This window comes from Rhodanobacter sp. K2T2 (genome assembly GCF_013408815.1).
Classification (GTDB): Bacteria; Pseudomonadota; Gammaproteobacteria; order Xanthomonadales; family Rhodanobacteraceae; genus Rhodanobacter.
Genome location: NZ_JACCCA010000003.1, coordinates 166,477 through 192,021, shown reverse-complemented (window position 1 = coordinate 192,021; position 25,545 = coordinate 166,477). Strand labels below are relative to the sequence as shown.

Annotated in this window: 23 protein-coding genes and 1 tRNA gene; 17 read left to right on the top strand and 7 right to left on the bottom strand. The window is 64.3% G+C overall.

Features of this window, described 5'->3' with window-relative positions:
* Window positions 1-101: 101 nt before the first annotated feature.
* The 9 genes from tolQ (at window position 102) to HDE78_RS06470 (ending at window position 6,777) form a co-directional block, all read left to right on the top strand.
* A complete protein-coding gene (tolQ, locus tag HDE78_RS06510; protein ID WP_179477726.1) occupies window positions 102-785 on the top strand; it encodes a protein TolQ in 684 nt (227 codons plus the stop codon).
* 14 nt (window positions 786-799) lie between these two features.
* Entirely contained in the window at window positions 800-1,249 is a 450-nt protein-coding gene (locus tag HDE78_RS06505; protein ID WP_179477725.1) for an ExbD/TolR family protein, read from the top strand.
* A complete protein-coding gene (locus HDE78_RS06500; protein ID WP_179477724.1) occupies window positions 1,236-2,177 on the top strand; it encodes a cell envelope integrity protein TolA in 942 nt (313 codons plus the stop codon). The genes HDE78_RS06505 and HDE78_RS06500 overlap by 14 nt, the downstream gene beginning before the upstream one ends.
* On the top strand, window positions 2,174-3,511 hold the full coding sequence (gene tolB, locus HDE78_RS06495) for a Tol-Pal system beta propeller repeat protein TolB (protein WP_179477723.1): 1,338 nt from the start codon (window positions 2,174-2,176) through the stop codon (window positions 3,509-3,511). Before HDE78_RS06500 ends, tolB begins: the two co-directional genes overlap by 4 nt.
* A 245-nt stretch (window positions 3,512-3,756) precedes the next feature.
* Window positions 3,757-4,269 (top strand): peptidoglycan-associated lipoprotein Pal, encoded by a 513-nt coding sequence (gene pal / locus HDE78_RS06490; RefSeq protein WP_179477722.1) that lies wholly within the window; start codon window positions 3,757-3,759, stop codon window positions 4,267-4,269.
* Window positions 4,270-4,320: 51 nt separating this feature from the next.
* Window positions 4,321-5,112, top strand: a complete 792-nt coding sequence (ybgF, locus tag HDE78_RS06485) for a tol-pal system protein YbgF (protein WP_179477721.1) — start codon at window positions 4,321-4,323, stop codon at window positions 5,110-5,112.
* Between the two features lie 10 nt (window positions 5,113-5,122).
* Window positions 5,123-5,815, top strand: coding sequence for a 7-carboxy-7-deazaguanine synthase QueE (gene queE, locus HDE78_RS06480; protein WP_179477720.1), 693 nt, complete (start codon window positions 5,123-5,125; stop codon window positions 5,813-5,815).
* A 138-nt stretch (window positions 5,816-5,953) separates the two neighbouring features.
* A complete protein-coding gene (gene queC, locus HDE78_RS06475; protein ID WP_179477719.1) occupies window positions 5,954-6,640 on the top strand; it encodes a 7-cyano-7-deazaguanine synthase QueC in 687 nt (228 codons plus the stop codon).
* Window positions 6,641-6,701: 61 nt separating this feature from the next.
* Window positions 6,702-6,777, top strand: a tRNA-Lys gene (locus HDE78_RS06470).
* A gap of 66 nt (window positions 6,778-6,843) precedes the next feature.
* Here HDE78_RS06470 and HDE78_RS06465 read toward each other — a convergent pair.
* Genes HDE78_RS06465 through HDE78_RS06455 form a run of 3 tightly spaced genes read right to left on the bottom strand, consistent with a single transcriptional unit; the run spans window position 6,844 to window position 9,907 of the window.
* A complete protein-coding gene (locus HDE78_RS06465) occupies window positions 6,844-7,560 on the bottom strand; it encodes a VTT domain-containing protein (protein ID WP_179477718.1) in 717 nt (238 codons plus the stop codon).
* Complete coding sequence (locus tag HDE78_RS06460; RefSeq protein WP_179477717.1) at window positions 7,557-8,117, bottom strand: nucleoside deaminase; 561 nt, start codon at window positions 8,115-8,117, stop codon at window positions 7,557-7,559. Before HDE78_RS06460 ends, HDE78_RS06465 begins: the two co-directional genes overlap by 4 nt.
* Before the next feature lie 14 nt (window positions 8,118-8,131).
* Window positions 8,132-9,907: a glutamine--tRNA ligase/YqeY domain fusion protein gene (locus HDE78_RS06455; RefSeq protein ID WP_179477716.1), complete on the bottom strand. Its 1,776-nt coding sequence runs from the start codon at window positions 9,905-9,907 to the stop codon at window positions 8,132-8,134.
* Window positions 9,908-10,041: 134 nt separating this feature from the next.
* Here HDE78_RS06455 and HDE78_RS06450 point away from each other — a divergent pair, with 134 nt between their 5' ends.
* Complete coding sequence (locus tag HDE78_RS06450) at window positions 10,042-10,320, top strand: DUF2007 domain-containing protein (protein WP_179477715.1); 279 nt, start codon at window positions 10,042-10,044, stop codon at window positions 10,318-10,320.
* A gap of 66 nt (window positions 10,321-10,386) precedes the next feature.
* Window positions 10,387-10,905: an adenine phosphoribosyltransferase gene (locus tag HDE78_RS06445; protein WP_179477714.1), complete on the top strand. Its 519-nt coding sequence runs from the start codon at window positions 10,387-10,389 to the stop codon at window positions 10,903-10,905.
* 41 nt (window positions 10,906-10,946) lie between these two features.
* On the opposite strand, the gene HDE78_RS06440 is transcribed toward HDE78_RS06445, so the two are convergent.
* Window positions 10,947-11,549, bottom strand: a complete 603-nt coding sequence (locus HDE78_RS06440; protein ID WP_179477713.1) for a hypothetical protein — start codon at window positions 11,547-11,549, stop codon at window positions 10,947-10,949.
* A gap of 69 nt (window positions 11,550-11,618) precedes the next feature.
* Window positions 11,619-12,563, bottom strand: coding sequence for a LysR substrate-binding domain-containing protein (locus tag HDE78_RS06435; RefSeq protein ID WP_179477712.1), 945 nt, complete (start codon window positions 12,561-12,563; stop codon window positions 11,619-11,621).
* Window positions 12,564-12,749: 186 nt separating this feature from the next.
* On the opposite strand from HDE78_RS06435, the gene HDE78_RS06430 reads away from it, so the two are divergent.
* The 3 genes from HDE78_RS06430 (at window position 12,750) to HDE78_RS06420 (ending at window position 16,838) form a co-directional block, all read left to right on the top strand.
* The gene (locus tag HDE78_RS06430; RefSeq protein WP_179477711.1) at window positions 12,750-13,289 is read left to right on the top strand and encodes a peroxiredoxin; all 540 of its coding nucleotides are present in this window, start codon (window positions 12,750-12,752) and stop codon (window positions 13,287-13,289) included.
* 160 nt (window positions 13,290-13,449) lie between these two features.
* Window positions 13,450-13,989, top strand: a complete 540-nt coding sequence (locus HDE78_RS06425) for a carboxymuconolactone decarboxylase family protein (protein ID WP_179477710.1) — start codon at window positions 13,450-13,452, stop codon at window positions 13,987-13,989.
* Between the two features lie 167 nt (window positions 13,990-14,156).
* Complete coding sequence (locus tag HDE78_RS06420; protein WP_179477709.1) at window positions 14,157-16,838, top strand: M1 family metallopeptidase; 2,682 nt, start codon at window positions 14,157-14,159, stop codon at window positions 16,836-16,838.
* 85 nt (window positions 16,839-16,923) lie between these two features.
* Here the strand turns inward: HDE78_RS06420 and HDE78_RS06415 are convergent, their stop codons facing one another.
* On the bottom strand, window positions 16,924-17,856 hold the full coding sequence (locus tag HDE78_RS06415; protein WP_179477708.1) for an alpha/beta hydrolase: 933 nt from the start codon (window positions 17,854-17,856) through the stop codon (window positions 16,924-16,926).
* 211 nt (window positions 17,857-18,067) lie between these two features.
* On the opposite strand from HDE78_RS06415, the gene HDE78_RS06410 reads away from it, so the two are divergent.
* The gene (locus HDE78_RS06410) at window positions 18,068-22,228 is read left to right on the top strand and encodes a hypothetical protein (RefSeq protein WP_179477707.1); all 4,161 of its coding nucleotides are present in this window, start codon (window positions 18,068-18,070) and stop codon (window positions 22,226-22,228) included.
* Entirely contained in the window at window positions 22,221-23,042 is an 822-nt protein-coding gene (prmC, locus tag HDE78_RS06405; protein ID WP_179477706.1) for a peptide chain release factor N(5)-glutamine methyltransferase, read from the top strand. The genes HDE78_RS06410 and prmC overlap by 8 nt, the downstream gene beginning before the upstream one ends.
* Before the next feature lie 44 nt (window positions 23,043-23,086).
* On the opposite strand, the gene dxs is transcribed toward prmC, so the two are convergent.
* Entirely contained in the window at window positions 23,087-24,973 is a 1,887-nt protein-coding gene (dxs, locus tag HDE78_RS06400) for a 1-deoxy-D-xylulose-5-phosphate synthase (RefSeq protein WP_179477705.1), read from the bottom strand.
* Window positions 24,974-25,152: 179 nt separating this feature from the next.
* Here dxs and HDE78_RS06395 point away from each other — a divergent pair, with 179 nt between their 5' ends.
* Entirely contained in the window at window positions 25,153-25,545 is a 393-nt protein-coding gene (locus tag HDE78_RS06395; RefSeq protein WP_255457674.1) for a low affinity iron permease family protein, read from the top strand.

Here is a 25,545-nt window from a genome sequence, read left to right as displayed (position 1 = left end):
ACAAGCTCGCGCGATCGGATTGCCATACGATCGACGCGGGCGCAAACCCGACAACCTAAGTTTTACCTCAATCAAGCCGACCGGCGGAGAACCCTCAAGCAATGAACGGTGGACTGAATATTTTTTCGCTGATCTCCGATTCCAGCATCCCGGTGAAACTGGTGCTGCTGGTGCTGGTGGTGTTTTCCTTCATGTCGTGGGTGATCATCATCCGCAAGCATTCGCAGACCAAGGCCGCGATGGAAAACGCCGAGGCGTTCGAGGAGCGCTTCTGGTCCGGCGGCGATCTGGCGCAGCTGTTTCGCGAGGTGAGCAATCGCGGCGGTGCCGGCGGCATCGAGAACATTTTCGAGTCGGGCTTTCGCGAGTTCGCGCGTCAGCGCCAGCGCAGGACGCACGACGTGCGCACTGTGGTGGAGAGCTCCGAGCGCGCCATGCGCGTCACCGGCACCAAGGAGATCGGCCTGCTGGAGCGCAACCTGGAATTCCTCGCCAACGTCGGTTCGATCAGCCCCTACGTGGGCCTGTTCGGTACGGTGTGGGGCATCATGGGTGCGTTCCAGGGTCTGGGTGAAATGAAGGACGTGACTATCGCCGTGGTCGCGCCGCACATCTCCGAAGCACTGATCGCCACCGCCATGGGCCTGTTCGCCGCGATTCCGGCGCAGTGGGCTTACAACCGCTTCGCCACCAAGGTCGAACGCGTGGCCTCGCATTACGAAGTGTTCCAGGAAGAGTTTTCCTCCGTGCTGCAGCGGCAGATCCAGACCGACGACGTGGTCTGAGCGGAGCAGCATTCATGGCCATTTCCCAGCGTCGCAAACGCTACAAGCTCAAGTCCGAGATCAACGTCGTACCCTACATCGACGTGATGCTGGTGCTGCTGATCATCTTCATGGTCACTACGCCGATGATGAAGAGCCTCGGCGTGCCGGTGCAGTTGCCCGAAAGCAACGCCAAATCGTTGAAGGACATCAAGGACCCGGTGGTCGTGTCGATCGAAGAGAACGGCCAGATCTCGCTCAAGGTCGGCGACGGCAAGGCCGAGCCGGTAAGCATCGAGGAGTTCACGGCCAAGATCACCGCTTTCCAGCAGGCCGATCCGGATCTGCAGGTAATACTTGCCGGTGACAAGAACGCGGTTTACGGCAAGGTCTACGTGATTTTGCCGATTCTCCAGCAGGCGGGCGTGAGCAAGATCGGACTGCTGAGCCAGCCGGGGTCGGGCGGGACGAATGGACGAAAGTAAGGGCACGCCGAAGGCGGTCATACTTTCCGCCATCCTGCACGTCGGTATCGTGGCGTTTCTGTTCCTCGCGACGCTGCCGTGCTCGAGCTTCGAAAACTTCATCAACGCGCTGGGCCTGCCCGCGTGGATGAATCCGATCACCTGTACACCGCCGCTGAATCTGCAGGGGCAGGTGATCCAAGCCGTTTTCATTGGCCCGACCGGCAGCCCGCCGCCGAAAACCGTGAAGAGCAAGGTGACCGACACGGTGCCACCGCCGCCGACCACGCCGCCGCCACCGCCGACGCCGCCCAAGCCGGACGAGCCCAAGATCAAGACCCTGCCGCCGCCGCCGGAGCACCCGGACACGGTGGATCAGGAGAAAGTGGTCGAGAACGCGCTGCAGAAAGCCGAGGACGCGAAGAAGCTCCAGGAAGAAAAGGAGCAGCAGCGCCAGTCCGAGCTCGATGCGCAGGCGGTAAAGAAAAAGCAGGAAGAGCAGAAAAAGGTCGACGAACTATTCAAAAAGATGGATGCGGCGGCCGATCAGACCAAAAAGCTCGACAGCAAGGCCAAGCAGGCCAAGCAGCAGATGGAGGATCTGGCCAGCGACCAGAACCAGCCAGATCTGCCCAAGGCCGACCAGCTGCAGAGCGGCAACAACAGCGATCACACCGATCTCAGCAGCGCGTACGCGGCCGCCATTCAGAATGCGGTCACGCCGAACTGGCTGCGGCCGGATAACATCGCTGCGGCGCCGTGCGACGTTAACATCGTGCAATCGCCGGGCGGCGACGTGATCAGCGCCACCGCCGCAGCCAACTGCCCGTATGACGATGCGGGCAAACGTTCGGTCGAAAATGCTGTTCTTCGTACCAAGACCTTGCCTTATAAAGGCTTCGAAAGCGTGTTCCGTCGCAACCTTACCTTCACCTTCAGGCCGCAATGATCAAGCCCATGCGCAAACTCAGCTCAAGCTTCGCCTTCATCCTGCTGGCCTTCGTGGCGATCTTCGCTACCTCCGCTAACGCGCAGCAGTCTTTGAAGATCGACATCGTCGGTGGCGTCAAGACCGCCACTCCGATCACCGTCGTGCCGTTCGCCCTGCAGGGCGGATCGCAGCCGCCGACCGACGTGGCCGACGTCATCCATAACGATTTCAACCGCTCCGGCAAGTTTCGTGCGCTGGACAAGGCCAGTATCGTCGAGCTGCCGTCGCAGGGCTCTGACATCAAGTTCGCGACCTGGCGTCTGCTCAAGCAGGACTACATCGTGGTCGGCCGACTCAAGGACGCCGGCAACGGCATGGTCCAGGTCGAGTACGAGCTGTGGGATGTGAACAAACAGCAGAGCCTGCTCTCGCAGGCGATGCAGCCGGCGCCGGTAGGCGATCTGCGTAACGTCGCGCACCAGATCGCCGACGCGATCTATGAAAAGATCACCGGTGTGCGCGGCGCTTTCTGGACTCGCATCGCCTACATCACGGCCGTCGGCCTTGGCAACAACACGACCTATTCGCTGCTGGTCGCCGATTCCGACGGCTTCAACCCGCAGGTGGTCGCCCGTTCGAAGGAGTCGCTGCTGTCGCCGGCGTGGTCGCCGGACGGCAAGAAGATCGCCTATGTTTCGTTCGAAAGCGGCAACTCCAACATCTACGTGCAGGACATCACCACCGGCTCGCGCCAGCTGGTGGAATCGCACCCAAAGGGCATCAACGGTGCGCCGGCCTGGTCGCCCGACGGCAGCAAGCTGGCCGTGGCGCTGTCGTTCTCGGGCAACTTGAACATCTACGTGCTGAACATGGCCAGCCGCCAGGAAACCCGATTGACCTCGGACAACCTCGCCATCAATACGCAGCCGGTGTGGTCGCCGGATGGCCAGACGATCTACTTCACTTCCGATCGTTCGGGTAAACCGCAGATCTATCAGATACCGGCCAGTGGCGGCACGGCGACGCGCATCAGCTTCCAGGGTCAGAACAACCAGAACGTCTCGGTGGGCTACGACGGCAAGCAGATCGCGATGGTGCAGGGCAACGGCAACGTGTATCGTATTGCGATCATGGACCAGAGTCTGGGCGGTCAGGTGCGCTTTGTGTCGCCCGGTCCCTATGACGAATCCCCGAGTTTTGCGCCGAACGCCAGCATGTTGCTGTATGCCGCCACCGAGGGGACGCGCGGTGTGCTGTATTCGGTATCGGCCGATGGCAATGTTCGCCAGCGGCTCGTGTTGTCCGACGGTGATGTGCGTGAACCCGCATGGGGGCCGTACCGCGAGCGTTGATTCTTGCAAGATGCCGGCCCGCGATTACGCGCTGGCATCGACCCTCCAAGGAAGGGGCAACGACGCTGCGAACGTTTTATTTCGGCCGCGACACTTCACTGTGTCGTGGTCGTCTCGCGTGGTTGCGCAAGATGATGCACAATCGCGCTCACAGTAGTGTCAAAATAACAGCCGGCCCACCGGCGTCGCTGTCCCGGTACCCATCGTCATCGTTGTCGGAAACTCAACCGTTAAGGAATGTCACCATGAATAAGACCGTACGTATTGCCCTGGTCGCTCTGCTGTGCGTCAGCGCGGCTGCCTGCTCCAAGAAAGCCGTCAAGCCCACCGCTCAGCCGGCCCCCGTCGACAACAGCGCGATGAGCCAGGGTGACAACACCGCCGGCAAATACAAGCTGGGCGACCTGGAAACCGACGCTTGCCTGCGCCAGCGCGTGGTGTACTTCGATTTCAACCAGACCGAGATCAAGCCGGAGTTCCAGCAGATCGTGGCTTGCCACGCGAAGTACCTGCAGGACCGTCCGACCTCGCAGATGCGTCTGGAAGGCAACACCGACGAGCGCGGCACGCGTGAGTACAACCTGGGCCTCGGCGAGCGTCGCGGCAAGGCTGTCTCCGATGCGCTGACAGCTGCCGGCGGTTCGGCCAGCCAGATCAACGTGATCAGCAACGGCAAAGAGAAGCCGGTCTGCCGCGAGCACAACGAGGATTGCTGGAGCAAGAATCGTCGCGTCGAGATCGTCTACACCGCCGAGTAATCAGCACGCATGAAGAAGAAACTGGCTATCAGCTTTGCAGCCAGAACAAGCATGGCGGGCGCGTTAGCGTCCGCCATGTTTTTTGCGTCCGCGGCCATCGCGCAGGACTCGCGTCTGAGTCTCGCCGACCGCGTCACGCGACTGGAGCAACAGGCACAGAACAAGGACCAGGGCGGCATCGGCATGGTCAACCAGATGCAGCAACTGCAGGCTCAGGTGCAGCAGCTGCAAGGTCAGATCGAGGAACTGCAGCACAGCCAGCAGCAGCTCGACGACAAGAACAAAGCCCAGTACGGCGATATCGATGCCCGTCTGAGTCGACTCGAAAACGGCGCGGGCGCCAATGCCGCCAAGCCGCCGGCCAACAATCCTCCCGCGCCACCCCAGAATCCTGCGCCGGCCGCTGCCACGCCAGCCGCCGGTGCCGCCGCCAGCCCCCCTGCCGCCGCCGATCCCGGTGCAGCGGCGGCTTACGATGTCGCCTTCAAGGCGATTCGTGCCGGCGACTACGTATCGGCCTCGCGCGATTTTCGCGGCTTCATCCAGAAATACCCGAGCGATGCGCTGACGCCCAATGCTTTCTACTGGCTGGGCGAGTCGTACTACGCCACGATGAATTACCCCGTTGCGGTCGAGGCGTTCCAGCATCTGCTGACGCAGTTTCCGCAAAGTGAAAAGGCGCCGGATGCCTTGCTCAAGCTGGGCTACTGCCAGATCGAGCTGAAGCAGGTGCCGCAGGCAAAGGCCACGTTGACGGCGGTAGGCAGCAAGTATCCCGGTTCCAAGGCGGCGAGCCTGGCCAAGGAACGGCTGCGTCAGATCCAGCAGTCCTCGGCCAACTGAGGCCGTGGGGGTGAGCGCTGAAAACGCCCGCGTGGTCTCCGCCACGCCAGCCTCGCCCGTCGCCGAACGGCTGCGCATCACCGAGATTTTCCACTCGATCCAGGGCGAGGCCGATGCGATCGGCTGGCGCACAGTGTTTGTGCGCCTGACCGGGTGTCCACTGCGCTGTGTGTGGTGCGATACCGAATATTCGTTCTACGGCGGCGACTGGCACGCGATCGACGACATTCTCGCCGAGGTCGCCAGGCATGGCGTCAGGCATGTGTGCGTTACCGGCGGTGAGCCGCTGTCGCAGAAGCGTTGCCTGATCCTGCTGAAGAAACTGTGCGATGCCGGCTATGACGTGTCGCTGGAAACCTCCGGCGCGATCGACGTGGCGCCGGTCGATCCGCGCGTGCGCAAGGTGATGGATTTGAAGGCGCCCGATTCCGGCGAGAGCGGGCGCAATCTCTGGTCGAACCTCGATCACCTGCTGCCGCACGATCAGATCAAGATCGTGATCGCCAGCCGCGCCGATTACGAGTGGTCGCGCGCGATGCTGGAGGAACACGTGCTGGCGCAGCGCTGCATGGTGCTGTTCTCGCCCGTGCATGGTTCGGTGCAGCCGCGCGATCTGGCCGAGTGGATCATCGAAGACAAGCTGCCGGTGCGTTTCCAGCTGCAGCTGCACAAGCTGCTTTGGGACGATGCGGCCGGAAAATGATTTGCGCGTTCTAACGCGAAGATCAGCAAATCCGCGCTGTGGCGATGTTGCCGCAAGCGCCGGTAAAAACCGCGCGCCGGCCTGTGCTGCCGGTGGCGTTCGTGGCCGGTGACCGGTCAGCATCGTATGGAACATCTCATGTCAGAAAAATCTCTACCTCGCGCCGTCGTGCTGGTCTCCGGCGGCATGGACTCGGCTGTCACCATCGCGCTGGCGCGCGAGCAGGGCTACCGGGTGTACGCGCTCAGCGTCGCCTACGGACAGCGTCACAGCTCCGAGCTGGCCGCGTCGGCGCGCGTGTCGAGCATGCTCGGCGCGGTGGAACATAAAACGGTGACGGTGGATTTGCGCAGCATCGGCGGTTCCGCGCTGACTGCCGACATCGACGTGCCGCTGGATGCCGTGGACAACACCGATATCCCGGTGACCTATGTGCCTGCGCGCAACACCATCATGCTGTCGATCGCGCTGGGTTGGGCCGAGGTGCTGGGCTCCAGCGACATCTGGTGCGGCGTCAACGCGGTGGACTATTCCGGCTATCCGGACTGTCGTCCGGCCTTTATCGAAGCCTTCGAAACACTGGCCAATGTGGCGACCAAGGCCGGCGTGGAGGGTGCGGGGATGCGCATCCACGCGCCGCTGATGCGTATGGGCAAGGCCGATATCGCGCGCGAGGGTCGGCGCCTCGGTATCGATTTTTCCGCGACCGTCAGCTGCTACAACGCCGACAGCGAAGGTCGCGCCTGCGGCCACTGCGACGCTTGCCGGCTGCGTGCGCAGGGCTTCCGTGATGCCGGACTGCCCGATCCCACCCGCTACGTGTGAGCGTGTCTGCTTGTGCCGATGCGCCCCAGCCCGTAAAATTGTGGGCTGGCTTTCGCTAGTCGGGTCGTTAGCTCAGTTGGTAGAGCAGTAGACTTTTAATCTATTGGTCCCGGGTTCGAATCCCGGACGACCCACCAAAATTCAAGGCGCCTCATGGGCGCCTTTTTTGTGAGCTCTCGCTGTCGCTGTCGAGTCGCGCCGGATCACTGCGCAGACCGGCCGGTCTTTCGGTAACGACGCGTCAGCCGCTCGATCAACAGCGGCAGCAGCGCCAGCACGGCAAGTGCGGCCGATGGCAGCAGCACTTCGCGATGCATGAAAAGATCCATGCTGAAGCTCGTGCTCTGGCTGAGCACCGTGCCGATGCCGGCGCCGATCGAGGTTTCGAAAATCAGCGTGATCGTACCGCCCAGCCAAGTCGCGCCGATGAACAGCCACAGCGGACAGCGCAGCCAGGCGAGTCCGACGGTGACGCCGCCGAACGGCAGAATAGGCAGGAAGCGCAGAAACAGCGTGTAACTCACCGGATGACACTCGAATCCGTGATGCAGTTTCGCCACGATAGCCGGCGCCTGGCGGTTGCCTGCACCGAACGCATAGCGGCTGGCGAGAAAGAGAACCAGCGAGCCCAGCGTCAGCGCGATCGATGAACACAGCGTGCCTTCGACGACGCCGAAGGCGAAACCCCCGGCGAGGATCACGATGATGGCGCCAGGAATGCCGGTGCAGGTGGTCAGCGTGAGCAGGCCGACAAAGACCAGCCGACTTAGCCACGGATGCGCGGCAATGTGCGCATGGATCTGGGCCTGATGTGCGACCAGCCGCTGCGGTGTGAACCGATCGAGCGCGCCCGACGCGAACAGCACGATACCGGCCAGTATCAGCAGGATAAGCGGTAGCGAGGCGCGCAGGCGATTCAATACGGCGTACCGTTGGCGCCGTAATCGGCCAGCACCGCGCGGGCGCGATCGCGCAGAATGTCGCGACGTACGGCGATGCCGCGCCGCGCCAGTTCACCGATCCAGTCGTTCGGCAGCGGGCCTTCGTCGAACTCGGTGAGTTCCTCGACATCGTCGGCGCGGGCGCCGATCAGCAGCTCGTCGATGCCGGCCCACACCGTGGCGCCGTAGCACTGGCAGCACGGCTGTGCGCTGGTGGCTAGCACGTAGCGGCCACCGTCCTGATTCAGGCGGTGCTGTGTCAGGCGTTGTTGCGCCACCATCAGCGCCATGATTTCCGCATGGGCTACCGAGCAGCTTTGAGGCACCACGCGATTGACGCCGATGGAAATCAGACGTCCATTCGCCGCATCGAAAACGGCCGCGCCGAAAGGACCGCCGCTTCGCTCGGCCACGTTGCGCCGCGACAGCTCGATCGCCAGCCCGACGCGCTCTTTATCGCCGAGGTAAGCGCGGCCCATATCGACGACATCGCCCATCCAGGGCGGCAAGGTCAGATGGATCTGCAGTGGAAGCATGACGTTCCCTCCCTTTACTGCCCAGCTTGCCTCGCCCAGGTGTCACGCAAGGTGACAGTGCGGTTAAATACCGGTTTCGCGGGCTGATGGTCGACGCGGTCGGCGACAAAATAGCCCAGACGCTCGAACTGGAAGCGCTGTTCCGGCGCGACGTTTGCCGCGGCCGGTTCCAGCCACGCGTGCACCACGCGCTTGGCCTGCGGGTTGATGTGCTCCAGCCAGGTCTTGCCGTCTTCCTCGCTTTCGGGCGCGGCGACATTGAACTGACGATCGTAGATGCGGACCTCGGTGGCCACCGCATGCTTGGCGCTGACCCAGTGGATCGTGCCCTTGACCTTGCGGTCCGCGCCGGGCATGCCATGGCGCGTTTCCGGATCGAGCGTGCAATGCAGCTCTGTCACATGGCCGTCAGCGTCCTTGATCACCTGCTCGCACTTGATGATGCCGACACCGCGCAGGCGCACTTCGCCGTCGGGCTTCAGGCGATGAAAGCCCTTCGGCGGGATTTCGGCGAAATCCTCGCGCTCGATCCACAGCGCGGGCGAAAAGGGCACGTCGCGCTGCCCGAAACTTTCGTCCTTCGGGTGATTGGCGAAGCGCAGCGTTTCTTCGTGATCCGCGGGCAGGTTGGCGATCACCAGCTTGAGCGGATCGAGCACGGCCATGCGCCGTGCCGCGGTGACGTCGAGATCTTCGCGGATGCAGTTTTCCAGAATCGCGTAGTCGATCACGCTGTTCTGCTTGCTCACGCCCACACGCTCGATCAGCAGGCGCAGCCCGGCCGGCGTGAAGCCCCGGCGACGCAGGCCGCGCAGCGTGTTCATGCGCGGGTCGTCCCAGCCATCGACGAAGTTTTCCGCGACCAGCTGCGCCAGCTTGCGCTTGCTGGTGATGCAATAGCTGAGGTTGAGGCGCGAGAATTCGATCTGCCGCGGCTTGGCCGGCTGGGTGCGTACGCCGGCGTCGAGCAGCGACGTCCACAATTCGGGATGGTTCGGCAGATCGACGCTGTCGACAAACCAGTCGTACAGCGGGCGGTGATCCTCGAATTCCAGCGTGCACAGCGAGTGCGTAATGCCTTCCAGCGCGTCGGACAGGCAGTGCGCGTAGTCGTACATCGGATAGATCGGCCACGCGTTGCCGGTGTTCTGGTGGGCGATCTTGCGGATGCGGTAGATCGCCGGGTCGCGCATGTTCATGTTGCCGGAGGCCATGTCGATCTTCGCGCGCAGCGTCTTGCTGCCGTCGGCGAATTCGCCCGCGCGCATGCGGCGGAACAGGTCGAGGTTTTCCTCGACGCTGCGCTCGCGGTGCGGCGAATTGCGCCCGGCGGCGGTCAGCGTGCCGCGGTACTCGCGCATTTCTTCGGCGTTGAGATCGTCGACATACGCCTTGCCGTCCTCGATCAGCTTCAAGGCGGCGCGGTACATCACCTCGAAATAGTCCGAGGCATGACGCAGGTCGTGCCATTCGAAGCCGAGCCACTGCACGTCGTCCTTGATGCCTTCGACGAATTCGGGGTCTTCCTTGCCGGGGTTGGTATCGTCCAGGCGCAGATTGCACCAGCCTTTGAACTCGCCGGCGATGCCGAAATTCAGGCAAATCGCCTTGGCGTGGCCGATGTGCAGATAGCCGTTGGGCTCCGGCGGAAAGCGCGTGTGGATGGCGCGGTGCTTGCCGGTGGCGAGATCGTCGCGCACGATCTGCCGGATGAAATTCTGCTGCACGGTCGGCGTCCCGTTCGATGTGGCCGGGATGACAGGTTCGACGGTGAGGTTTTCGGTCGACATCGTGCAAAAACTCGCGGGCAGTAGCGGAAACGTGCCAGTTTACCCTGTCGCTGCCACCGGGCGCAGAAAGCGGCCGTGCCGGGGAGTCGCGGTACGGCTTGCCGATCGGTCCTGCGGGGGTTAGCTTTCGAGGCATGCAGATCATTTATCGCGCCGCCAACCTGTTTGACGCCCATCTGGTGAAGGATGCGCTGGAGGCCGAGGACATTCCGGCTTTCATCGCTGGCGAATACCTGACCGGCGCCGTCGGCCAGCTGCCGGCCATGGATTACATCGCCGTGATGGTGCCCGAATCTAGCCTGCCTTCGGCCAGCGATATCGTCAGAGACGTGGAGGCGCAGCTGAGCGAGGCGAGGCTGGCGATGAAGGCGCGGGAGGATGCGCCGGACGATCCACTGGCTGCGTTCTGCTAGCCGCCGGCTAAGCCGTTTTATCCCACCCAGATCAGGCCGCGCAGCCAGCGCGGTAAGCCATCAGCCATGAACGATATTGCCCCTTTGATTCGCGCCGTTCCGGACTTCCCCGTTGCCGGAGTGACCTTTCGCGATATCACGCCGCTGTTGGCCAACAGTCGGGCCTTTGCCCAATGTCTCGATGCGCTGGCGGAGCCTTGGGAAGACCAGCGCGTGCATGTGGTTTGCGGCATCGAGGCGCGCGGCTTCATCGTCGGCGTGGCGCTGGCGCAGAAGCTGGGGGTCGGCTTTGTACCGCTGCGCAAGCCCGGCAAGTTGCCGCCGCCGGTCGTGACGGTGGATTATCGGCTGGAGTACGGCAGCGATCGGCTCGAAGCCAGCACCGGCCTGCTTCTGCCCAGGCAGCGTGCGCTGATCGTCGATGATGTGCTGGCGACCGGCGGTACGCTGGCCGCCGCGCATGCATTGGTCGGGCGGCTGGGCGGCGAGGTGACGGGCGCCAGCGTCCTGATCGAGCTCGATGCACTCGATGGACGAAGCCGCTGGCCGCACGACTCGCCTCTGCACAGTCTGGTTCACTACTGACGTTGAGCGAATCGAGCCCCGCCATGGCCGCCGGATGGACGCTAAGGCTTCACGACAGCGAACTGTTCCACATACACCAGCTCGCACGCGCCAGCACCCACATCGTCTCGCGTCATCGAGGTTTTCCAGCGCCAGCCGTTCGGACGGCTGGCGTCGACCAGAAAGCCTTCGAAGTGCACCACTTGGCCGACGCGCACGTGCTCGAGTTCGTATTTGACGCCGGCATCGGCCGGGATCATGTGCATGTTGGCGCTGGAGGTTTCGATCTCGCGGCGGGGAATCGGAAACTGTTCGACGCGCCAGTAATAAAAACGATCGGACTGCGTGATCTTGATATTGGCCAGCACGGCGCTGTCCGACATGCGGCCCCAACCGAGCGCGAGGTCTTCGGGGATCAGCTTGGCATCGTCGCCCCACGAATAGTCTTCGCGGGAAAGCACGCGTGCGGTCACCACGAAGTGCGCGCGCGTGGTGAGGGTGACATCGTTTTTCTGCAGAACCGGCGCATCGGCGCCGAAATCCTCCTGCAGTGGCACATCTGGCGCCAGCACGCCCGCGGGAGGCGTTACCGCGCGATGGCGCCAGTGGGAGAGGGCTCCCCAGCCAACCAGCAAGGCCAAAAGGGCGATCAGTAATCGACGCATGACGCTCTGGCCTTTGCCGGTGGGCTGAATGACGCGCTGGAGCGGTACACGGGTTCGACCGCGGCGAAATCAGTCCTTGGCCCGCTTCGCCTTTCTGGCCGCCTCGATCCCCGGCACAAACAGCTCCGGCGGCAGTTCCTGGAACACCTTGGCCAGACGCGTTAGAAAGCCGGTCATCGAGGCACTCTTGCGCCACACCATGGCGATACGCCGGCTCGGCGGATGGCCGGCGAATTCGATCAGATGCACGTTGTCGGTGCGTGCCATCGGCGGTTTGGTCGCCAGCGTGGGCAGCAGGGTGATGCCCACGTTGGCGGCCACCATCTGCCGCAAGGTTTCCAGGCTGGTCGCGCGGAAGCCCGTTTTTTCGCCGGCGCCGGCGAGCTGGCACACTTCCAGCGCTTGATCGCGCAAACAGTGGCCGTCCTCGAGCAGCAGCAGCCGTTCCGCGGCCAGGTCGGACAGCTTGAGCCGGCCCTTCTGTTTCACCAGCGCATGGTTGTTCGGCACGGCGAGCACGAAGGGTTCTTCAAACAGAAACTCCGAATGCAGCGAATCCTCGTGCAGCGGCAGCGCCAGAATGCCGGCGTCGAGCGAACCGTCGCGCAGCATGTGGATGATGTTCTCGGTCTTGCCCTCGGTCAGCAGCAGCTCCAGCCGCGGAAAACGGTGGCGCAGCAGAGGTATTACATGGGGCAGAAGGTAGGGCCCGAGGGTAGGAAAGATGCCCAGCCGCAGGGTGCCGGCTTCCGGGTCGCGCGTACGCTGGGCAGTGGCCTTGATCTCGTCGACCTCGGCCAGCACCATGCGTGCGCGGCGCGCAATTTCGCGACCGGTTTCAGTGAGCAGCACTTTGCGCGGCATGCGTTCGACCAGCGTCACGCCGAGTTCCTCTTCCAGCTTTTTGATCTGGGTCGACAGGGTCGGCTGGCTGACGAAGCTGGCCTCGGCGGCGCGGCCGAAATGGCGGTGTTCGGCCAGAGCTACGAGGTAGTGCAGGTCGCGCAGATTCATGGGCGGAGTCGATTGCCGTGATAGTCGTCGCCTATGATTGTGATGTAAACCATCAATTTGAACAATCTGCGTCGTCTGCGTAGCATGGTGCATCGCGACACGTTGCAAATGGGATGGCTGCTCAAAAAATAGCCACCTGTTCTGCAGGGCGTCAATTTGCCACACCCCCACCATTGGAGAAAAACCATGCTGACCATCGGCGACAAGTTTCCGCAGTTCAACCTCCTCGCGACCGTCTCTACCGAGAGCGTCGAGAAGGCTTTCGCTCCGATCGACAATGGCACCTACAAGGGCAAGTGGCTGCTGGTGTTTTTCTATCCGAAGGACTTCACCTTCGTCTGCCCGACCGAAATCAAGGGCTTCGGCGACCTGAACAGCCAGTTCGCCGACCGCGACTGCCAGGTGCTGGCTGCCAGCACCGACAGCGAGTTCGTGCATCTGGCCTGGCGCAAGGATCACAAGGATCTGCGCGACCTGCCGTTTCCGATGCTGGCCGACATCAAGAAAGACCTGACCTCGGCTCTGGGCATCCTGGGGGACGACGGCGTGGCGCAGCGCGCTACCTTCCTGGTCGATCCGGACGGCATCATCCGCTTCGTCTACGTCACCGACGGTTCGGTCGGCCGCAACCCGCAGGAAGTGCTGCGCGTGCTGGACGCTCTGCAGACCGACGAGCTGTGCCCGTGCAACTGGAGCAAGGGTGAAGAGACCCTGCAGGTTGCCTGATAGCCGGCGCATGCCGACGGTCGATTGCTCGCAAGACCCCGCGCGTCAGAGTTTGTCCCTCCCCCGCTGACGCGCGGGCACCGGCGGCGAGGTTCGCTTCGCCGCCGGTTTTTTTTGCCCCGAATTTTTATCTACTCCCGAAATTTTACCGAGGTGTTCCATGAGTCTTGCCGATCTGAAAAGCCAGTTGCCCGACTATGCCAAGGACCTGCGCCTAAATCTCGAGTCGGTGCTGACCGAGGGCGGCGCGCCTGGCCTGAGCCAGAAGCAGATTGTGGTGATCGCGCTGGCTTCGGCGATCGCGTCGCGCTACAAGCCGCTGACTGCGGCCATCAACGAACTGGCCGTGCAGCATGCCAGCGAAGACGAGCTCAAAGGCGCGCGCGTGGCTGCGTCGATCATGGGCATGAACAACATCTACTACCGCTTCATCCATCTGGTTGGCGATGCCGAGTACGGCACGCTGCGCGCCAACCTGCGCATGAATGCGATGGCCAATCCCGGTGGCGACAAGGTCGACTTCGAGCTGGCCTCGCTGGCCGTGTCGGCGGTCAATGGCTGCGGCATGTGCCTGGAGTCGCACGAAAAGACCTTGCGCAAGCATGGCCTGTCGGCGCAACCGATCCAGAGCGCCGTACGCATCGCTGCCGTCATCCACGCGGTGGCCGTGGCGCTCGAGCAGGCCGACGTCGCCGGCTGATTCGCCACAGCGATGCCGCATTGAGCCAGGCAACACATACGCCCCCGGTCAGTGATGGCCGGGGGTTTTTTGTGCGCGGGCGCTACCCGGGCATGCCTTCTGGCACTGTGTCGAAAGTCATACGCCGCTTAGCGTGGGCGTTTACTTTTTCGGTACCAGGGTCTTCCATGCGTCGTTTTGTTCGTCCTCTTCTGCTCACGGCCTTGGCCAGCTGCTGCGCTGCCGCGTTTGCCGCCACTACCGATCAGGTGCCGCAGGGCAGGCTGCCGCAGTGGGCGGTGCCGCAGTCGTATGCGCTGTCGTTCAAGGTCGATCCGGCACGGGAGGATTTTTCCGGCACCACCAACATTACCGTCAAGCTCTCCAAAGCTTCCGATCACCTGTGGCTGGACGGTGCCGAATTGAAGGTGTCGAAGGTCGCCGTCACTGACGCGGCAGGCGCCACGTATGCCGGCACCTACACCGTGGCCGATGCGAAGGCCGGCGTGGCCCGCGTGGATTTCGGCACCACGCTGAAGCCGCAGACGTTGACGCTGACCTTTGATTACACCGCGCCGCTCAACGCGCAGTTGCAAGGCCTGTACAAGGTATCGGCCAAGGGACAGCCCTACGCGATGACGCAGATGGAGCCGATCAGCGCGCGCTTCGCCTTTCCGAGTTTCGACGAACCGGGCTTCAAGACGCCGTTCACCATCAGCCTGACGATTCCCGACAAGGACACCGCGGTCGCCAACACCCAGCAGGTGAAGGAGAGCAAGGCCGAAGCTGGCTGGAAGACGCTCGACTTCGCGCCGACGCTGCCGTTGCCGACCTATCTGGTCGCCTTCGGCGTCGGTCCGTGGAGCATCGCCACGGCGCCGGATATTTCGCCGGATGCCTACCGCACCACGCCGCTGCCGCTGCGCGGCATCGCTTCCGATGGCGAGGCGCATCGCATGCAGCATGTGCTGGGCGAAACGCCCAGCATCATCCATGCGCTGGAAAACTATTACGGCTTCGGTTATCCGTGGGACAAGCTCGACGTGCTGGCCGCGCCGGACTTCTCCGCCGGCGCGATGGAAAACGCGGGGCTGGTCACCTTCCGCGACTGGCTGCTGCTGCTGGATAAGGATTCCCCGGCGCGCAACGTGCGCAACTCGTTCAAGGTCACCGCGCACGAGCTGGCGCATCAGTGGACCGGCGATACGGTGACACTGGAATGGTGGAACGACATCTGGCTCAACGAAGCCTTCGCCACCTGGATGCAGCAGAAGGTCACCGAGCAGGTGCATCCGGAATACCGCGCCGACCTCGATCGCGTGACCGGCGCGCAGGGCGCGATGGCCAACGACAGCTTGGTCAGCGCGCGCAAGATCCGCCAGCCGATCACCGGCAATGGCGACATCGAAACCGCCTTCGACGGCATCACCTACCAGAAGGGCGCCAGCGTCATCGGCATGTTCGAAAACTACGTCGGCGAAAAAACCTTCCAGAAAGGCATGCAGGCGTATATCCAGAAACACAAGTTCGGTAACGCCGTAGCGGACGATCTGGTGTCCGCCATCGCCACGGCCGCCGGCAAGGGCGACGATTTCAAGCAGGCGTTCAACAGCTTCCTCGGCCAGTCCGGCGTGCCGTATGTGCAGACGTCGCTGGAGCAGCGGGGTGGCAAGACCGTGCTGAAACTCAGCCAGAGCCGGTTCCTGCCGGTCGGCAGCACGGGCGACAGCAAGCGCGTATGGGGCATTCCGGTATGCGTGCGCTACGGTACTGCCGATGGCAGCAAGGTGAGCTGCGACGTGCTCGCCAAGGCCAGCGGCAGCATGGTGCTGCCGGGCGCCAGCCAGCCGACCTGGATCATGCCCAACGCCAATGCCAGCGGCTACTACCGCTTCAGTCTGGGCAAGCAGGAGCTGAGCGATCTGACCGCGCACGTCGGCCAGCTCAGCGACGCCGAGCAGCTGGCCTATGCCGACGCCATCGACGCCAGCTTCCGGCATGGCGACATCGACGCCGGCGCGGCGCTGGCCGCGCTGAAGCCGCTGACCTCCTCGAAGATTCTGGTGGTGGCGACTGCGCCGCTCGACCAGGTCGAATGGATTTATCGCAACGAAGCCAGTACCGATGCCCAGCGCAGCAAACTTGCCGCCTGGGTGAAAGACGCCTATCTGCCGCGTCTGCAGCAGCTCGGCTATCAGCGCAAGGACGGCGAGTCTGGCGATGATGCGCTGCTGCGCAGCGCGCTGGCCGGTGCGCTGGGCCTGCAGTACAAGCTGCCCGAAGTGCGCGCCGAGTTGCTCAAGCAGGGCGAGGCCGCGCTCGAGCGTCAGCCGAATGGACGTCTGAATCTCTCCGCGGCCGATCCCGATCTGCTCGGTGACGCGCTGGGCGTGGCGGTGCAGGAGCAGGGCAAGCCGGTGGTCGACGCGCTGATCGCCGAACTGCCGCAGACCAGCGATGCGGCGCTGCGCAACAGCATGCTGGCCGGTCTGGCCAGCGTCGAAGACCCCGCGCTCACCAACCAAGTGCGCGACTTTGCCCTGACCAAGCCGGTCAAGGTCGGCGAGATGGATTCGCTGGTGCGTGGTGGTCGCGATACGCAGGTACAGCGTGATGCGCTGTGGTTCTGGTTTACTGCGCACTACCCGCAGATTTTGGCGCGCACGGGCAGCTTCGCCGGTGGTGCTCTGCCACGCTTTGCAGCGGGCGGCGGCTGTTCGACCGCCGAGGTGGATCGTCTACAGGCCTTCTTCAAGCCGCGTCTGAAAGATGCGGCGGGCATCGACCGCGGCCTGGCGCAGACCAGTGAATCGATCCAGCTCTGCAGCGCGCTCAAGGCCAAACAGGATCCGGCATCCATCCTGCGCTGATCGCTCGGATGTTCGGCTGAGACCGGCCGCCGCAAACGAAAACACCGGGCTTCAACGCCCGGCGTTTTTAAGGTGACGTCCCGTCTTAGGGTGCCGTCGGTGCGGACGCCTGACGCCGCTGCGTCACCTGCGCAAGGATGAAATCCACCGTGTCGTTCAGCGCCGGTGCCTTGCCGCGGAACTGCTGCGACAGGGAAAACAGCAGCGCGAAGTGGCCGATGTCCGGATACAGTTTCACCTGCACCGGTTCGTGCTCGCGGCGCATCGCCGCCGCCAGCGAAAGCGTATTGCGCGGCCACACGATCTTGTCGGTCGTGCCTTGCAACAGCAGCATCGGCGGTTCGTCGCCGTTGACGAAATGCACCGGCTGCGAGCGCAGCTGCGCTTCGTGCGTGGGGCCGAACATGTCGACGAAATCCGGATCCTTCAGCGGCAGGAAATCGTACGGTCCGGCCAGGCCGATAAAGCCCGCCAGCTGCTTCGCGTGCATGCCGTCGGCAGCCAGCCACTCATCGTCGGTGGCCAGCAAGGCCGCGATGTGCGCGCCGGCGGAGTGACCCATCACGAACAGTTCGTTGCTGTCGCCGCCGTATTCGCCGGCGTGCGCATGCGTCCATGCCACAGCGCTGGCGCCGTCCTGCATAAAGCCGTCCAGTTTCACTGTCGGCCACAGCCGGTAGTCCGGAATCATCACCACCAGGCCACGCCTGGCCAGCGCCTCGCCGACAAAGCGATACCACTGGCGCTTGCCGGATTTCCAGCTGCCGCCGTAGAAATAGACCACCACCGGCGCGTGCTCGGTATGCGGCAGGCGATAGATGTCCATCGCCAGGCCATGTTCCGGATCGAACCTCACGTCGTGGTCGATGACCACGTCGCCGTGCCGGCTGGTCGCGTTGAGCCCGGCGAAAAACGTCGCCTGGCAACCGGCCAACAGGCCGGCGCCCAGCGCCAGCGCGATCGCCGCCAGCAGTCCGGGGCGCTTGCGCACAGAGGTGATGTTGTTTTTGGACGGCATGCGGTTCCTTCAATTCCGGTAGCGCGGCGGCGCGGACATGTTCTCGAAGCGGCGGCAGCACCGGCCGCAGCAAGAGCCTCTACATACGTGACGGCGTCGAGGCAGGATGCAGGCGCCGCTGTATAGCAGCCGTGTTCCGCCTACACTGTGCCGCCACAGGTATCGAGCAGGGAGCGCAGGCATGACGGAAGCTGACATGGGGAGAATGGGAATGGATCGTCGGTCGTTGGCGTTGCTGTGCTTTTGCGTGCTGTTCGGCTGGCTGCTGGCACGACCGGCCTCGGCACAGGATATTCCGCCGCCGCTGCGCGATTGGCAGGGCTGGGTGCTGCACGGCGTGCCGCGGCATGACTGTCCGTTTCTCGCCAACCAGATGCCGAATCCCGAGAGCTTCCAGTGCGCATGGCCCGGCCGGCTGAGGCTAGATGCCGGCAGCGACGGCGGCCGCTTCAGTGTCGATGCGCATGTGGATGCGCCCAGCTGGGTCGCCTTGCCGGGCGATGTCAGAAACTGGCCGCAGCAGGTCAGCGTCAACAATCAGCCGGCCACCGTCATGGCGCACGACGGCCAGCCCATGCTGTGGCTGGCGCCGGGCGACTACAAAGTGCAGGGCGCGCTGTCGTGGACTGCGCGGCCGCCGCGACTGCGCGTGCCCGCGGCGATCGGTCTGATCACGCTGAGCGTCGACGGCGCCGTGGTGAATCGCGTCGAACGTCAGGGCGATCAGCTCACCCTCGGCGAAGCCGCCTCGGCACAGCGCGCGGCGGACGTGCTGTCGCTGCGCGTCTATCGACGCTTGCAGGATGGTCTGCCGGCGACGCTGGAAACCCAGCTGCAATTCAACGTGACCGGCAGCGCGCGCGAGCAGCTGCTCGGTCCCGCACTGCCAACCGGTTTTGTCGCCACGGCGCTCGCGGGCGATCTGCCGGCGCGACTGGAAAACGACGGCCGCCTGCGCGTGCAGCTGCGGCCGGGCCAATGGACCGTCACCCTGCTGGCGCGCCACACTGATGCGTTGCGCACGATCTCGCTGAAGCTGCCGGGCGCACCGTGGCCGCGGCAGGAAATCTGGAGTTATGCCGACGACAGCGACCTGCGCGGTACGCGTGTCGACGGTCGCGCGGCCGATGCGGTGCAGGCCGGCGTGCCGTACGACTGGCGCACGCTGCCGGCGTTCGCGCTCGACGATACCGATGGGCTCGCGATCGAACAGGGCACGCGCGGCGACGAAGGCGGCCAGGGCGCGCAGCTGCATCTGCAGCGCGAACTGTGGCTCGACTTCGATGGCGGCGGCCTGAGTATTGCCGATCGCCTCAGCGGCGATCTTCGCCATCATCAGCGGCTGGATGTGGCCGCGCCGTGGCAACTGCAGCGCGCCTCGCAGGGCGACGAACCCCTGCTGATCAGCAAAAGTGCGGACGGCCGCATCGGCGTCGAAGTGCGTCAGCAGAAGATCGACCTCAGCGCCGGCCTGCGTTTGCCAAGCCACAGCGGTGCCGTGCCCAGCGCGGGCTGGCGGCTGCCGCTGGAAGGCATCGACGCTACGCTGCACCTGCCGCAGGGTTATCGGTTACTCGGTGCCATCGGCGCGGATCGCTCGCCCGACTCCTGGATAGCGCAGTGGAGCCTGCTCGATCTGTTCGTGGTCGCGGTGATCGCCTTGCTGGCCGGCCGCCTGCTGGGCTGGCCCTGGGCCGTGCTCGCCGTGGTGTTTCTGGCATTGGCACAGCACGAGGACGGCGCGCCGCGCTGGACGCTTGCCATGGCCATCGCCTTGTCGCTGCTGATGCACGCGCTGCCGGAGGGACGTCTGCGCGTGGGCGCACGCGTGGCTGCGGTCGTGCTGTTCGCGCTGACCGTGCTGTGGACCTTGCCGTTCGCGTCGACGCAGCTGCAGTATGCGCTGCATCCGCAGTTGGAGAGTCCGACAGTTTCAAACGTCGAAAACGCGGCCATGGCGGTGGAAGAGGTCAGTCAGAACGCCGTGATGCCGCCGCCTCCTGCTCCCAGGATCGTCGGTGGTATGCCTGTCTCGCCGCCGGTCCCTGCGCCGATGGACAGCGAAGCGACGCCATCGTCGGCCATGGCCAGCAAATCCGTTTCGGAAGATGCCGATGGACGCTCACATGGGCAGTACATGTTGGGGTCGGCAGACACCGCTTCTCGAATCTCACCCGCCACACAGGTCGCCCGGGAGCAGAGCAATCCGGACCTGATTCAGGCCGGCGTCGGCATGCCGCGCTGGGATCAGGGCAACGATTATCATCTGGGCTGGTCGGGTCCGGTGACGGCCGAACAGACCACGCGGCTGGTGATCGCACCCTCGTGGCTGGTACGCGTGCTGCGCGTGCTGATAGTCGCCTTGCTGGCCGCCCTGTTGGCCAGACTGGCGCTGTTCTTGCTGCCGCCGCTCCGTGGATCGTTGAGCTTCCTGCGCGGCCGTGGAGCCATGGGTGCTGCGCTGCTGGCGCTGGCCATCGTGCCGCACATGGCGCACGCGCAAAGCCTGCCGGACCAGCGGCTGCTCGATCAGCTGCGCACGCGCCTTACCGAGGCGCCGCCGTGCGCGCCCACGTGTGCGCAGATCGCCCAGGCGCAGCTGCAGGCAAGTGACGACGGCCTCGACGTTATGCTTGAGGCACATATCGGCGCACCGACCGCGCTGCCGCTGCCGCAAACCGACGATGCGCTGCCGCTGGTCGACGTCAGTGTGGATGGACACCCCGGCGCACCGCTGGCCCGTCGCGCCGATCAGCTGGTGCTGAGGCTCGATCGCGGCGTGCACAAGATCGGCTTGCACTATCGCGCAGGCGACGCGCAAAGCGTGAGCCTGCGCTTTGAGCTGCCGCCGCAGCATATCGCGTTCGACGGCGCCGGCTGGTCGCTCGATGGCGTCGATGCCGGCCGCATGCTGGGCGATAGCCTTGCACTCAATCGCCTGCCTGCCGCCGGCGCCAGCAAGGATTCCGCGCCTGCGCAAAGCTTTCCACCCTACGTGCGGCTCACCCGTAGCCTGGCGCTGGGCCTGGACTGGACCGTGGAAAACGTGGCCGAACGAATCGCGCCGAAAGAGGGTGGCTTCAGCACCACACTGCCGCTGCTGCCCGGCGAGCATCCGCTGGGCGACGACGCGCTGGTCAACGACGGTCGCATCCATGTCACTTTCAGCGCCGGCACCGATACCGTGCGCTGGACCAGCCGGCTCGATCACAACGCAACGCTGTCGCTGAAGGCGCCGGCGCTGGGCGAGCGGGCCGAGGTCTGGCTGATCAATACCGCGCCGATGTGGCACGTGGAGGCTACGGGTGTACCGACCAGCGCGAGCGACGAGGGGCTGCGGTATCAGCCGCTGCCCGGCGAAACGCTGAAACTGGTGCTGAGCCAGCCGACGGCCATCCAGGGCGACAGCCTCGCCTTCGATCACATGCAGCTGGACAGCGCTGTTGGCGAGCGCGTGACAGAAAGCACCCTGACCCTGCTGGCGCGCAGCACCCGCGGCGGCGAGCATGCCATCAGCCTGCCGAGCGGCGCCGAATTGATCGAGGCGAAGCGCGACGATGCAGCGATCAATCTCGCCATTCGCGATGGCAAACTGAGCCTGCCGCTGCTGCCGGGCGAACACACCTATGCGCTGCGGCTGCGCGTACCGGACGGCATCGCGTTGCAAACACGCGCGCCGGCTTTTGCGCTGCATGCGCCATCCGCAAATATCGATCTCAACCTGCAATTGCCGCAGGATCGCTGGGTGCTGTGGACGTGGGGCCCGACCGCCGGCCCGGCGGTACTGTACTGGTCGCAGCTGCTAGTACTGCTGTTGGCGTCTTGGCTGCTTGCGCGCTATGCGCCCACGCCGCTGCGGTTTCATCACTGGCTGCTGCTGGGGCTGGGGTTTTCCGCTTTTGCCTGGAGCGCGTATGCCCTGGTCGTGCTGTGGCTGATCCTGCTCGGTTTGCGCGCCCGCGGTATCGCGTCAACCCGACTTGGCCGGCCCATGTTCAATCTCATCCAGCTGGGGCTGGCGATTCTCACGCTGCTGTCGCTGCTCGTGCTGGTATCGGCCGTGCCCAAGGGTTTGCTCGGCCTACCTGACATGCATGTGGCCGGCAACGACTCCAGTGCGTGGCGGCTGCACTGGTTTGCCGACCAGACCGCCGATGCACTGCCGACGGGCGGCACGCTCAGCGTGTCGTTGTGGGTCTACAAGCTGGCGATGCTGGCCTGGGCGCTGTGGCTGGCCAATGCCTTGATCGGCTGGCTGCGCTGGGGCTTCGAGGCATGGTCCAGCGGCGGCTACTGGCGGCAGCCGCCGGTCGCCGTTGCTCCCCCGCTGCCGTCCATCCCTCCCGTGAACGAGGAGTCGCCGAATGTCTGATGTGCGCAGCGTGCTGACCGACGCCATGCAGCGTCTCGACGAGAGCATCGATGCCGAGATATTGCTGCTGCACGCGCTTGGCAAGTCGCGCAGCTGGTTTATTTCGCATGCCGACGATGAGGTGGATATAGACGTCCAGACGGCTTATGCCGCGCTGGTCGAGCGGCGGGTGAAGGGCGAGCCGGTGGCGTATATCACGGGTCGCCGCGGCTTCTGGTCGATGGATCTGGAGGTGACGCCGGATACGCTGATTCCCCGGCCCGAAACCGAACTCCTGGTCGAGCTGGCGCTGGAACGCCTGCCGCGCGGCACGACCGCACAGGTGGCGGATCTGGGCACTGGCAGCGGCGCGATTGCATTGGCGATTGCCAGCGCGCGTCCTCAGGCCGGCGTCACGGCCACGGATGCCAGCGCCGCCGCGCTGGCGGTAGCGATCAATAACGCCAGACGCCTGCGCATCGCCAATATCGACTTTGTCCAGGGTGACTGGCTGACGCCGCTGATCTTTCAGCGGTTCGCGCTGATCGTTTCCAATCCGCCGTACATCGAAGCCAACGATCCGCATCTCGCGCGCGGCGATCTGCGCTTCGAGCCGGCGAGTGCGCTGGTCTCGGGCAAGGACGGCCTGAACGATATTCGCCGCATCATTAACGACGCGCTCGCGCATCTGGAGCCCGGCGGCTGGCTGCTGCTCGAACACGGCTGGCATCAGGGCGAAGCCGTGCGCAAGCTGCTGGAAGCGGCGGGCTACATCAAGGTGTTTACCGTGCAGGATCTGGAGCAGCGTGACCGCGTCAGCGGCGGGCGCGTTTGATAAAGAGCCCCGCGCATCGGCGGGGCAAAGCGATGCCCGATGGCTCAGCCCGCGCTGGCGATCGTCGCCAGCTGTGGAAAGCGGGCCTTGATGGCGTGGCGGATACTGGGCAAGTCGAGCCCGGCCATGGTCAGCACTTCCTCGCGACTGCCGTGTTCCAGATAGACGTCTGGAAGGCCGAGATGCAGAATGGGTTTGACGATGCCGTGCGCAGCCAGACACTCGGCCACGCCCGAGCCGGCGCCGCCGGCGACGGCGTTGTCTTCCAGGGTGACGAAGGCATCGTGGGTCTTGGCCAGCTCCAGCAGCATCGCCTCGTCCAGCGGCTTCACGAAGCGCATGTTGACCAGGGTGGCGTCGAGCTCGGCGGCAATCGTGGCGGCGGGCGCCAGCATGGTGCCGAAGCTCAGCAGGGCGATACCGTGCCCGCGGCGGCGCAGTTCGGCTTTGCCGATCGGCAGCGTGTCGAGGTTTTTATGGATGGCGGCGCCCGGCCCGTTGCCGCGCGGATAGCGAATCGCCGCCGGCCCCGCGTACTGAAAGCCGGTGCTGAGCATCATGCGGCACTCGTTTTCATCGGCCGGCGCCATGATCACCATATTGGGCAGGCAGCGCAGAAAGGACAGATCGAAGGTGCCGGAATGCGTGGCGCCATCCGGCCCCACCACGCCGGCGCGATCGATCGCGAAGGTGACATCCAGGTTCTGCAGCGCCACGTCGTGGATGGCCTGATCGTAGGCGCGCTGCAGGAAGGTGGAGTAGATCGCCACGACTGGCTTGGCGCCTTCGCAGGCCATGCCGGCCGCCAGCGTCACCGCATGCTGCTCGGCAATGGCCACGTCGAAATAGCGCTGCGGGTATGCCTTGGAGAAGCGCACCAGGCCCGAACCTTCGCGCATCGCGGGGGTGATGCCCAGCAGGCGCTCGTCGCTGGCCGCCATATCGCACAGCCAGTCGCCGAAGATGTCGGTATAGGTCGGTTTGGCCGGCGCGGATTTTTTGGCCAGACCGGCCTGCGGGTCGAACGGGCCGACCGCGTGGTATTCGATCTGCGCCTGCTCGGCCGGCGCGTAGCCTTTGCCCTTGGTCGTGATCACATGCAGCAGCTGCGGGCCGGGCAGATTCTTTACCGTGCGCAGCGCGTGCAGCAGCTGTGGAATGTTGTGGCCGTCGATCGGGCCGGTGTAGTGAAAGCCCAGCTCCTCGAACAGCGTACTGGGCACGAACATGCCTTTGGCGTGCTCCTCCCAGCGCTTGAACCAGCGGCCGAAGAACGACTGCTTGGGTATCGCCCGCTTGGCCCGTTCGCGCCAGGTGTTCAAGGTCTGGCTGGCCATCGCGCGCGCCATCATCTTGGTCAGCGCGCCGACGTTCTCGCTGATGGACATGCCGTTGTCGTTGAACACCACCAGCATGTTCGGCTCGACGTCGCCGCCGTGGTTCAGCGCCTCGAAGGCCATGCCGGCGGTCATTGCACCGTCGCCGATCACCGCCACGACCTTGCGGTGGTCGCCCTTGCGCTGCGCCGCGATCGCCATGCCGAGGGCCGCCGAAATCGAGGTGGACGAGTGGCCAACGCCGAAGGTGTCGTACTCGCTTTCCTCGCGACGCGGGAACGGCGCCAGGCCGTCCTTCTTCTTAATCGTGGTGATGCGGCTGCGGCGGCCGGTGAGGATCTTGTGCGGATAGCACTGGTGGCCGACGTCCCAGACCAGTCGATCGACCGGCGTGTTGAACACGTAGTGCAACGCCACGGTCAGCTCGACCACGCCCAGTCCGGCGCCGAAGTGGCCACCGGAGCTGGCGACCGCCTCGATCAGATACTGGCGAAGCTCGTCGGCAACCGCCGGCAGCTGATCGTCGGATACGCGGCGCAGATCGACGGGCGTGTCGATTTTGTCGAGGTGGGGGTAGCGGGAAAGCTCGGTCATTTGCGTATTGTTGGTCCAGCGGCGAGGTGGGGCAAGGGCGGTGCGCAGCAAATGGGCGGGCAGGCAGCTATGGTGTGGCCTCGGGCCGGTGTGCCCGATGGCTGCGGACGCCCGGCTGGCGGGCTTCTTCCGCTTTGCTTCTTCCACCTTTTAAGGACTTTTACATGAGTGCCTCGTCAATGTTCCGCCGTTTTGCCGCAGGCACGTCGTCCGCCGCCGGCAAGCCCTCCACGTTCCTGGCGGCGGTGTTGATCGTGCTGGTGTGGGCCGGAACCGGGCCCGTGTTCCATTTTGGCAATACCTGGCAGCTGGTCATCAATACTGGGACCACCATCATCACGTTCCTGATGGTGTTTTTGATCCAGAACACCCAGAACCGCGACGGTGCTGCCGTGCAGATCAAGCTGGACGAGCTGATTCGCAGCAGCCGGGCGCACAACGCGTTGCTCAATCTGGAGGAGCTCGACGACGAAACTCTAGCTCGAATCCGCAAGCACTATTGCCGCTTAGCCGACCAGGGGCGCGGTGAGTTGGATAACGTCGAGGAGGCGCTGGCGGCCGATACGGATTGA

Coding starts and splice junctions, on each gene's coding strand:
- HDE78_RS06450 (WP_179477715.1), top strand. CDS start 10,042: ATGCAGATCATTTATCGCGCCGCCAACCTGTTTGACGCCCATCTGGTG.
- HDE78_RS06435 (WP_179477712.1), bottom strand. CDS start 12,563: ATGAATCTGCGCGACCTGCACTACCTCGTAGCTCTGGCCGAACACCGC.
- tolQ (WP_179477726.1), top strand. CDS start 102: ATGAACGGTGGACTGAATATTTTTTCGCTGATCTCCGATTCCAGCATC.
- HDE78_RS06445 (WP_179477714.1), top strand. CDS start 10,387: ATGAACGATATTGCCCCTTTGATTCGCGCCGTTCCGGACTTCCCCGTT.
- HDE78_RS06415 (WP_179477708.1), bottom strand. CDS start 17,856: ATGCCGTCCAAAAACAACATCACCTCTGTGCGCAAGCGCCCCGGACTG.
- HDE78_RS06430 (WP_179477711.1), top strand. CDS start 12,750: ATGCTGACCATCGGCGACAAGTTTCCGCAGTTCAACCTCCTCGCGACC.
- prmC (WP_179477706.1), top strand. CDS start 22,221: ATGTCTGATGTGCGCAGCGTGCTGACCGACGCCATGCAGCGTCTCGAC.
- tolB (WP_179477723.1), top strand. CDS start 2,174: ATGATCAAGCCCATGCGCAAACTCAGCTCAAGCTTCGCCTTCATCCTG.
- ybgF (WP_179477721.1), top strand. CDS start 4,321: ATGGCGGGCGCGTTAGCGTCCGCCATGTTTTTTGCGTCCGCGGCCATC.
- HDE78_RS06395 (WP_255457674.1), top strand. CDS start 25,153: ATGTTCCGCCGTTTTGCCGCAGGCACGTCGTCCGCCGCCGGCAAGCCC.
- pal (WP_179477722.1), top strand. CDS start 3,757: ATGAATAAGACCGTACGTATTGCCCTGGTCGCTCTGCTGTGCGTCAGC.
- HDE78_RS06420 (WP_179477709.1), top strand. CDS start 14,157: ATGCGTCGTTTTGTTCGTCCTCTTCTGCTCACGGCCTTGGCCAGCTGC.
- HDE78_RS06505 (WP_179477725.1), top strand. CDS start 800: ATGGCCATTTCCCAGCGTCGCAAACGCTACAAGCTCAAGTCCGAGATC.
- HDE78_RS06410 (WP_179477707.1), top strand. CDS start 18,068: ATGGATCGTCGGTCGTTGGCGTTGCTGTGCTTTTGCGTGCTGTTCGGC.
- HDE78_RS06440 (WP_179477713.1), bottom strand. CDS start 11,549: ATGCGTCGATTACTGATCGCCCTTTTGGCCTTGCTGGTTGGCTGGGGA.
- dxs (WP_179477705.1), bottom strand. CDS start 24,973: ATGACCGAGCTTTCCCGCTACCCCCACCTCGACAAAATCGACACGCCC.
- queC (WP_179477719.1), top strand. CDS start 5,954: ATGTCAGAAAAATCTCTACCTCGCGCCGTCGTGCTGGTCTCCGGCGGC.
- HDE78_RS06460 (WP_179477717.1), bottom strand. CDS start 8,117: ATGCTTCCACTGCAGATCCATCTGACCTTGCCGCCCTGGATGGGCGAT.
- HDE78_RS06455 (WP_179477716.1), bottom strand. CDS start 9,907: ATGTCGACCGAAAACCTCACCGTCGAACCTGTCATCCCGGCCACATCG.
- HDE78_RS06500 (WP_179477724.1), top strand. CDS start 1,236: ATGGACGAAAGTAAGGGCACGCCGAAGGCGGTCATACTTTCCGCCATC.
- HDE78_RS06425 (WP_179477710.1), top strand. CDS start 13,450: ATGAGTCTTGCCGATCTGAAAAGCCAGTTGCCCGACTATGCCAAGGAC.